The 12,719-nt window shown below is 61.7% G+C and carries 6 protein-coding genes; 5 read left to right on the forward strand and 1 reads right to left on the reverse strand.

Annotation, left to right across the window (positions count from 1 at the left end; translation table 11 throughout):
• The first annotated feature begins 697 nt into the window (after nt 1-697).
• Nucleotides 698-1,822, forward strand: coding sequence for a sensor histidine kinase (locus ACFJI0_RS22805; protein ID WP_382322429.1), 1,125 nt, complete (start codon nt 698-700; stop codon nt 1,820-1,822).
• Between the two features lie 19 nt (nt 1,823-1,841).
• On the opposite strand, the gene ACFJI0_RS22810 is transcribed toward ACFJI0_RS22805, so the two are convergent.
• Nucleotides 1,842-4,703, reverse strand: a complete 2,862-nt coding sequence (locus tag ACFJI0_RS22810; protein WP_382322430.1) for an ATP-binding protein — start codon at nt 4,701-4,703, stop codon at nt 1,842-1,844.
• Between the two features lie 389 nt (nt 4,704-5,092).
• Between ACFJI0_RS22810 and ACFJI0_RS22815 the strand changes: the two genes are divergently transcribed.
• The 4 genes from ACFJI0_RS22815 (at nt 5,093) to ACFJI0_RS22830 (ending at nt 12,680) form a co-directional block, all read left to right on the forward strand.
• Entirely contained in the window at nt 5,093-7,693 is a 2,601-nt protein-coding gene (locus ACFJI0_RS22815) for a PAS domain S-box protein (RefSeq protein ID WP_382325796.1), read from the forward strand.
• Nucleotides 7,690-8,328 (forward strand): response regulator, encoded by a 639-nt coding sequence (locus tag ACFJI0_RS22820; RefSeq protein ID WP_382322431.1) that lies wholly within the window; start codon nt 7,690-7,692, stop codon nt 8,326-8,328. The genes ACFJI0_RS22815 and ACFJI0_RS22820 overlap by 4 nt, the downstream gene beginning before the upstream one ends.
• A gap of 247 nt (nt 8,329-8,575) precedes the next feature.
• Nucleotides 8,576-11,455: a PAS domain S-box protein gene (locus ACFJI0_RS22825; RefSeq protein WP_382322432.1), complete on the forward strand. Its 2,880-nt coding sequence runs from the start codon at nt 8,576-8,578 to the stop codon at nt 11,453-11,455.
• Between the two features lie 439 nt (nt 11,456-11,894).
• A complete protein-coding gene (locus ACFJI0_RS22830) occupies nt 11,895-12,680 on the forward strand; it encodes a response regulator (RefSeq protein WP_382322433.1) in 786 nt (261 codons plus the stop codon).
• Nucleotides 12,681-12,719: the final 39 nt, after the last annotated feature.

Genomic DNA, 12,719 nt, shown 5'->3' on the forward strand with positions numbered 1-12,719 from the left:
ACTGCAACTCCCGCCATAGTTCTGCTACTGGCGGACGCTAGTTATTGCAACTGGCCTAACGCCATAGCTTCTCAGCCGCGCGCTGTAGGTCGGCTACGCGGATGCGGTCAGTCGTGCCGCGCTAGCGAGGGACTGCATTTGAATGGCTAGGAGCGCACTGGCAGTTGCATCGCAAGACCCCAACGGCATGCGAATGGGCACCGCAAGTTTTTAGCAAACGCATCGCTTGCTGCATTTGCTGTTTATCAGTGCAGTGACGAACGCGCACTGTTGAACAGTAATGTGTCAATTTATTTCATGGTGCAGCCTTACTAGCTCGAAGCAGGCTGCGTGGGTTCAAGCATAGGTTGCGTGCTTGCCATCCTCATAGCCATCGCAATTCCTGAGGTCGCAGGTTTGCGCGCCTCTGCAAGGCTTAACGAACAAGCCAACGAGCGGATGCTGAACGCGGCTCTCAAAGAGTTTGACCCGATCAGCACCTGCGTACCTCGCTTAAGGAGTTTTATGAGAGCAGCGCACTGGAGCGCTCGACTCCTACATCCGTTGGTGCAACAAGAAACGGATCAAGATCTGCCTGGGGGCTCTCCGCCCCATCGAATACAGGGAGAGCCTCGGACCTGTGGCACATAACCAGTTCAAGTTTTTATCCGCACCCCCCTCTCGCAATGATCCCTGGTGCATTTTCACTGAGGTATCCATGTACCAATTTCTTGAAAACAACCGTGAGGAGCTCACAGCAAGGTGCAAACACAAGGTGGCACAGCGCCCTCAACGTGCGGCCACTGATCAACAGTTGTCGCATGGGATACCGATGTTTCTGGACCAGCTCATCCGCACGCTCAAGGCGGAAGACGAGGACAAGCAAGAGCTGAGCACCCGGATATCCGGACCTTCCGGAGGAGGCGCACTGCGCCTGTCGGAAATTGGTATGAGTGCTACCCGGCATGGCAAAGAACTGCTCGACCTGGGTTACACGGTCGATCAGGTCGTGCACGACTATGGGGATCTCTGCCAAGCCATCACCGACCTGGCATTTGAGCGTGATGCCCCCTTTGCCGTCACCGAATTTCGTACCTTGAATCGTTGTCTGGACAACGCCATCGCGGGCGCTGTCTCGGAGTTCAGCGCCCGACGAGACGCTCAGATCGCTGGTCTGCATGTTGCGGAAGAAAAGCAGCGCCTCGGCTTTTTAGTGCATGAGCTGAGGAACTCGCTGGGAACAGCCACGCGGGCAGTGCGTGCCCTTGAGCTGGGAAACATGCCCATCAGCGGCGCCACAGGTGCCATTCTCAAGCGCAGTCTGGCCGCACTGGCGCTACAGATTGGCAGAACCATCTCGGAAATCAGCGCTTCAAAACCTCAGGAGCGTCAGCTGTTCAGCCTGGCGACGTTCATCTCGGACGTCGATCTGTGGGCCCGCCTCGATGTGAACCTGGTCAGATGCAGACTCGAAGTCCAGGCCGTCGATCCGACTTTGGCTCTCAGTGGGAACAAGGAGCTGCTTCATGCGGCACTGGCCAACGTCATTCAAAACGCATTCAAGTTCACCCAGTCCGATACCGCCGTCCGCCTGAGCGCACGCGCGGCCGGCAACCGGATACTGATCAGCGTGGCCGATCACTGCGGCGGTCTGACCCTGGGTGAGGAAAAGAAGATGTTCATTCCCTTCGCCCACAACACAGGCCGTATGGCTGGAATGGGACTTGGACTTTCCATCGCGAGGCAAAGCGTCGAGGCGGATATGGGTACGTTGACGGTCAAGGACGTCCCAGGGATCGGCTGCATTTTCACGCTCGATCTGCCAGGGCATTTGCTGCACTAGCAAATACGTCCTCCTTGCATCAGGATGACCTCAGGCCAATGGCGTCTAGCGCGGTCTCCAGCGCGTTGATATGGACGGGTTTCGTCATGTGGTCATCAAAGCCGCAGCGGAGCGCCTTTTCGCGATCAGAGGGCTGCCCGTAGCCGGTCAGCGCAATCAGGTGAAGGGACCGTGTCGCGGGCTCGGCCTTGAGTCGGCGTGCCAGCTCATAGCCATCCATGCCGGGCAGGCCGATGTCCACGATGCAGACGTCAGGGGCGCGGTCCGCCACCATGGCAAGGCATTCTTCTGCGTGCAGCGCAGTTCTGACCTCGTGTCCGGCCAGCGTCAGCAGACTGGCCAGCGTGTGGGCCGCGTCCGCGTTGTCGTCCACGATCAGCACTCGGGCAGGGGTCCCATTGTGTTGCCGGGGTGCTGCTTCCCCGCATGCCTCTAACCTTGCACCAGCAGGACACGCAAGAGGAAGAGAGACCGTGACCCGTGTTCCATGACCCTCATGGCCGTGATCGGCCTTGATGTTGCCGCCATGAAGTTCAACAATGCTTCTTGCAATGGTCAGACCAAGACCCAAGCCGCTCTTGGACCTCTGCAAACTTTGCTCGCCTTGAAAAAAGCGGTCGAACACCTGCGGTAACAGGTCGTCGGGAATGCCCGTCCCGCCATCTTCCACTGTGAGCATGGCTTCGCTCGTCCCGCGCTGAATCCAGATGGTGACAGGCTGGTCGGGCTCGCTGAATTTCGCGGCATTGCTCAGGAGATTGCCAACCACTTGAGCGAGCCGCAAAAAGTCGCCGCTCACGAAGATCGGCTCAGATTCGGCTTGGACGACCGGCTCAGCACGTCGATCAAAAAGAGGTTGGGTGACTTCGATGGCCCGCCAGGCCACAAGACGAAGGTCCACCTGCTCGAGCTGAAGCTGTATCTTGCCGGCGACGATCCTGGAAACGTCGAGCAGGTCATCAACCAGGTGCGTCAGGTGTGTGGCCTGCCGTTCGATGATCTCTCGCTCTCGGACGAACGCTGCGCCATCGCGGCGTTTCATGATCTCGATGGCCGTGAGAATAGGCGAGAGCGGATTCCTCAACTCGTGGCCCAGCATCGCCAGGAAATCATCTTTCGCCTTGCTCGCGGCGTTGGCCTTGTCCAGCGCGCTGTTGCACTCCGAGTACAGCCGGACGTTGTCCAGCGCGAGGGCTGCGCGCCGTCCCAACTCGCTGAACAAGGCCACGTCGTCCGCCTCGAAACGGCGTTCGGAATCGACCTGGATGGCCGCCATGGCCCCTATGACACGGTCCCTTGCCATCAGAGGCACGGCGCAGATCGCCTTCATGTCGGACACCTCCGCAAACTGGCGGTACAGCGGATCCTCGATCTTCGACACACCGCCAAGTTCGAAGTGATGCACGTATTCGCGTCCCGAAGCGACCACCCACGACAGCGAGCCGTGCACCGTGGCCGACAGGGATCCGGATTGAACGATTTTCTCAATGGCCTCCAACCGCACGGGATCCACGTGGAAAGTGAGCTTTCGCGCCGGCGCTCCATCCGGACTCATGATATCGATGCGCAGAATGTCGGCAACACCGGGAACCACCGCCGCGGCGATCGCGTTGATCGTGCTCGTCTCATCGAGCGATTGCGTCAGCGAAGACGTCGCTGTCAGCAACATCTGGAGCCGCCCTCTTGTCGCCTCGGCCACTGCACGTGAACATATCTCGGAGCGCAGCAGGCTTTCCCGCTCATTTTCAGCGCGTGAACGCTCCTGACCCGCCGTCCAAAGCGCAAAGGAGACCTCGTCAAAGTCCGGCAGCCCTTTTGTCGGAGGAAGCAAAGGAGCTCCCTTTCCCAGCGCGACCGCGCCATCGCGCAAGGCCTGAGCGCGAACAGTGATTGACCGGCTGACCAGCCAGAAGAGCAAGCCCCCCAGCGCGAGCGAAAGCAGCAAGCCGGCCAGGTAGAGCCACGCGGCCCGCCAGAGTGCGGCGTGTGCGATCTCTGAAGATGCGCCGAGCGCAATCGTCCACCCCGTGTGCTCGATCCGCGAGACCGCCGTGTAGGCCTCATCCCCCTCCATGGTGGACGTCATCCCTACCCCCTCCTTCCTGTCGCCCAACTCCGCGAGCATGGTCTGGAGCGAGGGACTCGGTGGCGTGCCGAAGTATTTGCCGTGGTCTTTGGAGCGGGCCACCCGCTTCATGTTGGAGTCAAAGACGGACACCACCCAATCTCCCGGCAGCGCTTGGCGCTGAATGACTTCCAGGATGGAGTCGGTACTCACGATGGCCGTCAGCACGTACCGGACCTCGCCTGCGCGCAGAACAGGAATGCGCACGGTGTAGCCCACATTGCCTCGAGGGCCCGCGACCATCGGGCCCACCATGGGCGCTTGGGTACGCACCACATCCGCAACGCTTGAGCCTTCCATGGACTGGCGCATGCCACTCCCAAACGGGCTCTCGCTGCCGAAAACGATGGAGCCATCCGGGTTTGCCAGTACGACGCCTCGCCAATCCGGCCGCGCGGCACGAAGCGCCCGCGCGGCCGCATGTACCGACGGAAGCTGGGCGGCTTCAGCGTCCTGCATGGACTGAGCCAACGAAAAGGCCTCCAGCGTAGCCACCGTCCGCTGCATTCGCGCGTCGATGGCAGCTGCAAGCGCTTGAGTCATGCCAAGCGTCGCTTGTTCGACCTGCTGCTTCTGTTGATGAAGCATCACGACGAATGCGGCTGTTGCAAAAAGACAGAACGGGAGAATCGTTGCCACGCCCAACAACATCAGACGGCGGCGCAAAGAGAATCCGTGCCAGAACCGCTCGCGTGCGCGTTGCTCATCTGCTCGGTGCGCTGCCGCACCAACTGACTTGTGGTCACTTGCAGTCATGGGTCGTTGCTTCCATTCAAGATAGGGAGTTCCAGATCCACGAGGGCGCTCTGTGCGTTGACGTCGCAGCCAAACATACAGGGTAGTGAGTTTTCAGAAGATTGGGGTGTTGCAAGCCGTAAAGCCCCGGCGTTGTGAAGAACCTCACGTCATTGACCTCATCGGACCGGCAATGACTCTCCGCTGGTACAACGAGAAGCGCATCAAGCTCTCCTTTGACCCTCTCAGCCCCATCGAATAGCGAGAGAGCCTTGAACGGCCCAAAACCAGTCAAAGGTTCCCCCTCTGTCAATTTTTCAGTCGGCGTCAACAAGCCTCCCGGCGCGCACAATACCCTTATGTCTGCGCCCATGGATTGCCCATCGCCCCGAAAAACTGCGCAGTCAGATATGCGGGGGGTACTCTGGAACGATGAACAGGGCTACCAGTTGCTGTTCGATGCCCACCCGCAGCCGATGTGGGTGTTCGAACAGACCAGCAAGCGCATCTTGGCCGCCAACGCGGCGGCCGTCGCGCGTTACGGATACTCATACGAAGAGTTCCTGCAACTCAAAGTCATGGACATCCGGCTTGTGCCGCCAGGCCAAGGCGAGACGGGGGAGGATCTTGACCGAGAGCTTGTGGGAACCGATGGTCGGCGATTGACCAAGCGAGAGCAGCATCGGTTACGAGACGGCAGCCTGATCGATGTCGACATGACCTCCAGCGACCTGGACTGGGAAGGCCGTGCAGTGAGCCTGGTGGTGACGAACGAGGTGACCGCACATGTTGCGTTGCAGCGCCAGGCCGCGCATGCCCTGCGGGAAATGGGTGTGGCGCGCGAATTGCTGGACCACGTGATCAACAGGGTGGGCGACGCGATCTTTGCGCTCGACAGGGAAATGCGTTTCACCTACCTCAATGCGCCTGCCTTGAGCCTGCTCCAGCGTGATCGAGCCGAACAACTGATCGGTCGATACATCTGGGACGAGTACGAGTTGGAGCAGGCGCAAGTCTTTCACCATGCATACGACAGGGCATTGCGGTCCCAACAGGCACAAGTCTTCGAGGCTTTTTATGCACCCTGGAGCAAGTGGTTCGAAGGGCGTGTCTTCCCTTCGCCGGAGGGGCTGTCGATCTTCTGCAACGACATCACGGAACGCAAGCTGTTCGAACGCCTGTTGCTCGACCGGGAGCGTGATTTCCGCCTGCTGACCGAGCAGACGCCAGCGATGATCTACCGTGCGTCTCTCGAGCCGCCCTATCGCACGCTGTATGTCAGCCCGTCCATTCGTATCCTCGGGTACACGGTGAGCGAATGGATGGCCGATCCGCTGGCGTGGACCAAGGCGCTTCACCCTGACGATTGCGAACGCGCGGTGGCTGCGCTGTCGGATGAGTACTTGGACGGCGTCGATCACCAGATTCAGTACCGCTTGCGCGATGCACAGGGCAAGTGGCGTCATTTCCGCGACCGCTCCTGCCGGATTGACCCCACGGATGGAAGTCCGGCGTATGTGCAAGGCATCGCTCTGGACATCACCGATCTGGTGGAGAGTGAACAGGCCTTGCGCGAGAGCGAGGCCAGTTTGCGACGCAGTGAGCAGCGCTACCGATTGGCCGCGGCCAGCGGGCAGGTGTGGGACTGGGACTTGTTGAGCGACAGACTCAGCTTCAGCGAAGACTTCTGGTGGCAGCTTGGGTTTGAACCGATTTCGGCGTTGGACTGTCGCAGCAGCCGCCTGGGTGCGATGATCCACCACGAGGACCTCGTTCGGCATCACGAAGCAATGCGCCGCCACCTCAAGAACCGGGAAGCGTTCGACTTGGAGATTCGCATCTGCGATGCCTGGGGCGAATGGCGCTGGATGCATGTTCGTGGACTTGCCGAATGGAACGGCGCAGGGCGAGCCGTTTACATGGCCGGCACCACCGTCGACATCAGCCCGCGCAAGAAGGCTGAGGCCGCACTGCGAGAATCCGAGGCCTACCGGCGCAAGCTGTTCGAGCAATTGGCCGACGGTGTTCTGCTGATCGACGACAGCAATCGCATCCTCGACGCCAATCCGCAGGCCATGAACATGCTGGGCTACCCGGGTGACAGCCTGCTCAACATGCCGCTGCATGCCTTGCTGGCGGGTCAGCAGCCGACGATCCCTTTCGACACCCATAAGACCCGGTCTCCCGGCAGGGGTCCGCTGACGGAATGGAACGTCGTGCGCCGGGATGGTGCTGTTGTGCCGGTGGAGGTAAGCGCGCGTGCACTGGACCCCACCCGCCACATCGCGGTGCTGCGCGACATCACCGATCGCCGTGCTGCTGAGACTGCGCTGCTCACTCATCAATTTGAACTTTCCGAACTCAATCAGCGGCTGATGCAGCAGGAGCGGATCACCACCCAACGCCTGGCCCAGGCGCTGCACGACAACCTCGGCCAGTCTCTGGCAGTGGCCCGGTTGAATCTCGAAACCTTGCTGATCATGGCGGGCGAGACCTTGCCTTCTGTGCTTGCGGAACAGTGCCAGCATCTTTCGGGTGTTCTGGGGCAAGCGGTGCTGGACGTGCGCAAAGTGCTGGCCGACCTGCGGCCGCCCCTGCTCGAGGAACAGGGTCTGGCGGCCGCGCTGGACAACGAAATCCGCGTCGCATTGTCGGCATCTGGCCCCGATGTGCTGCTGGAGGTCGTCGATGGTTTGTACAGCCAGCGTTGGCCTTCCGACGTGGAGTACAGTGCTTTCATGGTAGTCCGCGAGGCCATCGCCAACGCCAGGCTTCATGCACACGCGTCGCTGATCCGGGTGGTTCTGGAAGGCGATACGCACCAGCTCAATGTGGAAGTCATTGACGACGGTGTGGGCATCGACCCCGACATGCAGCACGGCCGACCTGGCCATCTGGGCATCGTGGGCATGCGGGAGCGGGCCATCTCCATCGGCGCGCGCTGTTTCATCAGCGCAGAACCCGGTGCCGGCACACACGTCCGCCTGAGCTGGACGGTATCGGAACCATGAGCAACATTTACCTGGTCGACGACCACACACTCGTGCGCGACGGACTGCGGGCGTTGCTGGAAGCCGCCGGGCATCGCGTGGTGGGTGAGTCGGCCGATCCGACGCAAGCGCTGGCCCAGCTGCGCGAGCTTGGGCCAGTGGTGGTTCTACTCGATCTGCATCTGGACCAGCGCTCGGGTTTTGAGTTGCTGACCGAGCTGCAGCGTCGGGCGCCGGAGGTGCGCTCGATTGTGCTGACCATGTCGGCCCAGCCGCGTCATGTGGCTGAAGCACTTAGGATGGGTGCGGCTGGATACGTGCTCAAGGGATCGCCCGCCTCCCAACTGCTGCAAGCGGTCGACGCCGTGAGCAAGGGGCAGCGCTTCCTTGGCCCCGATGTGGCCGAGCTCGCCGTACAGGGTTTCACGGCGCCGGGAGACGACGCCCTGGACACGCTCTCGGTGCGCGAGCGCCAGATTGTCTTGATGGTGGTGCAGGGGAAGTCCAGCACCGAGATAGGGCGCGCGTTGCACCTGTCGCCCAAAACGGTGGACTCGTACCGCAGCCGCATCATGGCAAAGCTGGCCGCGCCGGACGTGCCAGCCCTTGTGCGCTTCGCCATCCGCAACGGCCTGATCGATGCCGGGGACGCCTGATTCGTGGCGTCCTCCCCACATCGTCTTGCGCGATAGCAAACACAAACGAACAAACAACACGATCGGCCCCCAGGCTGCATCGAGAACTCCCCACAGACCACCAGCAGCGGTCTTTTTAAAGTCCATCGCAGATGTTGGTCGGTGTATCCGATCTTCCCTTGGACGGCATGCAGACGTGCAAAAGAACGTGTTCTGACGCATTCTCAGTTCTGGCCGCGTGCCCTCTGCAACCCCTTGATGCAACCTCATGCAATCCGCCACCCCGCCCCCCAGCGAGTCCCGCCGTCTGGCGATCCTCGATTCCCTGGGCGTGCTCGACACGCCGGCCGACCCCGTGCTCGATGGCATCGTGCGGGCTGCCGCCCAACTGATCGGTTGCCCCGTTTCGCTGGTTAGCCTGGTCGATGCTCAGCGCCAGTGGTTCAAGGCGCGTCTAGGTCTGAATGTGGAGCAGACACCGCGCGAGCAGGCGTTTTGTGCCCACGCCATCCAGCAGACCGGCTTGTTCGAAGTGAGTGACGCTCGGCTGGACGCGCGGTTCGCCGACAACCCGTTGGTGACTGGCGAGCCCCACGTGGTCTTCTACGCCGGCGTTCCCCTGTCTGTGGAAGGTCACGCCATGGGTACGCTGTGCGCGATCGACCATCGCCCGCGCCAGCTATCCGACGTGCAGCGCCAGACGCTGAAAGACCTCGCGCGTGCGGCCGAGCATTGGCTGCAAACGCAGAGGGCCGATGCCGAGCGCCGCAATCTGTTTGATCAGATGGGCGACGGGATCCTGTTGGTCGATCGCACCCACCGCGTGATCGAAGTGAACCGCGCAACCGCGCGCATGCTCGGCCACCGCGCCGGCGAACTGCGGCAGATGCACCTGCGCGATTTGTTGCCCGCAGACGAACACACCCGGCTCACGCGCGCAACGCTGCGGGTGCTCAAGGGCCGCGAGCAACTGGCCGACTGGCGGGTGTTGCGGCGCGATGGCAGCTGCTTCATTGCGGAGGTCAGTATCCGGATGGTGGAGCAGCAGCGTTTTGTGGTGGTTATGCGCGACATTTCACAGCGGTATTCGCAGGAGCAGGAGGTGCGGCTGCTCTCCATGGCGGTCGAGCAAAGCGCGCAAAGCATCTTGATCACCGACTTGAATGCCAACATCGAATACGTCAACGCTGCGGCGCTGACAAGCTCGGGTTACACCATGCAGGAAATGCTGGGCCGAAATCCGCGCATGTTGCAGTCGGGCAAGACGCCGCGTGAGACCTATGCCCAAATGTGGCAGCAGCTCACCGCGGGCAAGGCATGGCGCGGCCTGCTGTTCAACTGTCGCAAGGACGGCGTGGAGTACGTCGAGGCCGCAACGATCACACCCATTCGAGACGCTCGAGGGACTGTGACCCAGTACCTGGCCCTGATGCTGGATGTGACAGAGAAGCGGCGCCTGACCGAAGAACTGGAGTGCCATCAGACCCACCTGGAGCAGCTTGTGGAGCAGCGCACTGTGGCACTGGTGGACGCGCGCCGCGCAGCCGAGGCTGCCAGCGAAGCCAAAAGCGCGTTTCTCGCCACAATGAGCCACGAGATTCGCACGCCAATGAATGGGGTGGTGGGCAGTCTCGATCTGCTGCAACACTCGGAGCTCTCGGCCTACCAGCGGGATCTGATCGACACCGTCAGCGAGTCGGCGCTGGGTCTTCTGACCATCATTGATGACATCCTGGATTTCTCCAAGATCGAAGCGGGTCAGCTCAAGCTGCAGAGTGAGGCGGTTTCGCTGGAGCGACTCACCGACAGTGTGTGCAACGCCTTGCGTCCGACGGCCACCTCCCATGGAGTCGATCTGCAGGTGGATGTGGCGCCGGGCCTGCCTGACTGGATCCTGAGCGACGGGACACGGCTGCGCCAGATTCTCAACAACCTGATTGGCAATGCCATCAAATTCTCCGCTGGCTTGGCTCGAGCAGGTCGGGTGGCGCTTCGAGTACGGACTTGCGGGTCGGACCTGCCCGGGCACCTTCAGTTGAGCGTGATCGACAACGGCATCGGCATGAACCCTGAAGTGCTGCAGCGCATCTTCCAGCCGTTTGTGCAGGCCGAGAGCGCCACCACCCGGCGTTTTGGAGGCACCGGCCTGGGCCTGTCGATCTGCAACAGGCTGGCTGGCTTGATGGGGGGATGGATCAAGGTCGACAGCGAGATGGACCAAGGATCCGCTTTTACCGTGACCTTGCCTTTCCAGTCCACGTCGTCCCCGCGGCCCGTGGCAGATGACAACTTCGCCATGGTCACGCGCACCGGGCCGCACTTCGTGCCATCCGGCGGCCCGCTGGTGTTGGTGGCCGAAGACAATTCCGTCAACCAGAAAGTGATCGGGCACCAGCTCGCGCTGCTGGGGTGGGCGGTGGAGATGGTCGGCGATGGACTCGGCGCCTTGGCGCTTTGGCGCGCGGGTCGGGCCACCCGGCGCCATGCCTTGCTGCTCACCGATCTGCACATGCCGGGCATCGACGGGTACACGCTGGCCACCACCATTCGCAGCGAGGAAACGGGTGGATCTCGTCTCCCGATCGTGGCCTTGTCAGCCAATGCCTTGTATGGCGAGATCGAACGCTGCCGTTCGGCCGGCATGGATGATTACCTCAGCAAACCGGTTCGGACGCACCAGTTGGGCGAGATGATCAGGCGTTGGTTGCCGTCGGACGGGGCGCCAACCCTGGCCTCGTTTGGCGCTGCGGACTGTGAAGAAGTGGATGTGATCGAAGTCGAGCTCGGCCACTGTGTCTACGACGACCAGGCGCTGAAGCGTCTGGTCGGCGAAGAGCCCGGGCTGCTGGCCGAGTTCCGCCAGCGTTTCATTGTTTCTGCCCTCAACACCGTGGACGAGATGCGCCGCGCCGCCAGCGACGGCAATACGGCCACCCTGTCCGGCCTGGCTCACCGCCTCTCGTCCTCCTGTCGCATGATCGGCGCCGTGGCGCTGGGAGAGTGCTGCAGCCGCATCGAACGCGCTGGCTCTGGCTGCAGCCCAAGCGAGATGCACGGGCTCATGTCCCAGCTGGAAGACGCGCTCGCCCATGTCATGACACGCCTGTCCGGTCACGAGGCATTGCAGCATTCAAACGCTTCCGATTGAACCGAGCCAACCAACCCGGACCTGACGATGAAGCACAAAGAAGCGCGCATCCTCGTTGTCGGCGACAACGCGGTGGACGCAGAACAGGTCTGCGGCATGCTTCGCGGTCGATACCCACATACCGAGGCCACGACAGATCCGACGAAGTCAGACGCGGTATTCGACCGGCTGAAGCCGCAACTGCTGGTGTTGGCTTTCAAATCGCTGGAGGCCTGTGAGCGCTTCTACCTGGGCCTGTACCGGCGCAGCGAGGTGATCCAGTCGCTGGCACACCGCACGCTGTTGCTGTGCGACAAGGAAAGCGTGCACCGCGCCTTCGATCTCTGCATGCAGGAGGTGTTTGACGACTACGTGTTGTTCTGGCCACTGGTGCACGACGCCAGACGGTTGCCCATGTCGGCGCACCTGGCGCTGTGCGCCCTCGACCAAGAGCAGGCGCTTGAACCGCTGTCCGAGTTGCGCACCCCTGGCCCGCCGTGCCGAAGCGCTGGAGGAGCAGCTCGCCCAGCAGGTGAAGCTGGGGCGGGTGCACGCGCAGAACGCACAAAGCTCCGCGCGCATGGCCCAGGCCTCGGTCAGCCGCGCGATGGGAGGCCTGTCCGAGCGCATCCTGGCCAACGGCCTGGACAACGCTCTGACGGTGCGCGACGCCTCGCGCGTGAAACAGGCCTTTGGCAATCTGCAACGCGAGTCCTTGATTCCTACGCTGGAACAGGTGGTGCGGGCGGCCCAGCCGGTGCAGGATTGGGTGGACACGATCACCAGTGAACTGGCCGAACCACTGAGAGCCACACAGGCAATGGTGCACCGCGCCAAACGGAGCCGCCCGCAACTGTTGGTCGTGGACGACGATGTGTTCATGCGCCGATTGCTCAAGCAGTTGCTGACCAGCGAGCAGTACGACGTCGAGGGGGTGGGTACCGCGGCGGATGCCCAGCTTTTTCTGACAAAGAATCGGCCCGACCTGATCCTGATGGACGTCCTGTTGCCGGACTCCAACGGCATCTTGCTCACGCGCGAGCTCAAGGCCGGCCAGTTCCACATGAACACACCGGTGATCATGCTCACAGGCCAAACCGAAAAGCAGGTAATCGTGGAGAGCCGCAAGGCGGGCGCTGTGGGCTTTGTGCGCCAAGCCCTTCAACCGGGACATCCTGCTGCGAAAGGTGGCCCAGCACTTGGCGCACTGAGGTCGCATTCGGTGTTGTCTTCGACTGAAAACTGACCCAGTTAGAGCATCAATTTCCATTGAAAGCCGACCCAC

It is taken from the genome of Hydrogenophaga sp. UC242_53, assembly GCF_042696965.1.
Taxonomy (GTDB): Bacteria; Pseudomonadota; Gammaproteobacteria; order Burkholderiales; family Burkholderiaceae_C; genus Hydrogenophaga.

Excerpts from the sequence above, each read along its gene's own strand:
- ACFJI0_RS22815 (WP_382325796.1), top strand. The coding sequence starts at position 5,093 with ATGCGGGGGGTACTCTGGAACGATGAACAGGGCTACCAGTTGCTGTTC.
- ACFJI0_RS22825 (WP_382322432.1), top strand. The coding sequence starts at position 8,576 with ATGCAATCCGCCACCCCGCCCCCCAGCGAGTCCCGCCGTCTGGCGATC.
- ACFJI0_RS22820 (WP_382322431.1), top strand. The coding sequence starts at position 7,690 with ATGAGCAACATTTACCTGGTCGACGACCACACACTCGTGCGCGACGGA.
- ACFJI0_RS22805 (WP_382322429.1), top strand. The coding sequence starts at position 698 with ATGTACCAATTTCTTGAAAACAACCGTGAGGAGCTCACAGCAAGGTGC.
- ACFJI0_RS22810 (WP_382322430.1), bottom strand. The coding sequence starts at position 4,703 with ATGACTGCAAGTGACCACAAGTCAGTTGGTGCGGCAGCGCACCGAGCA.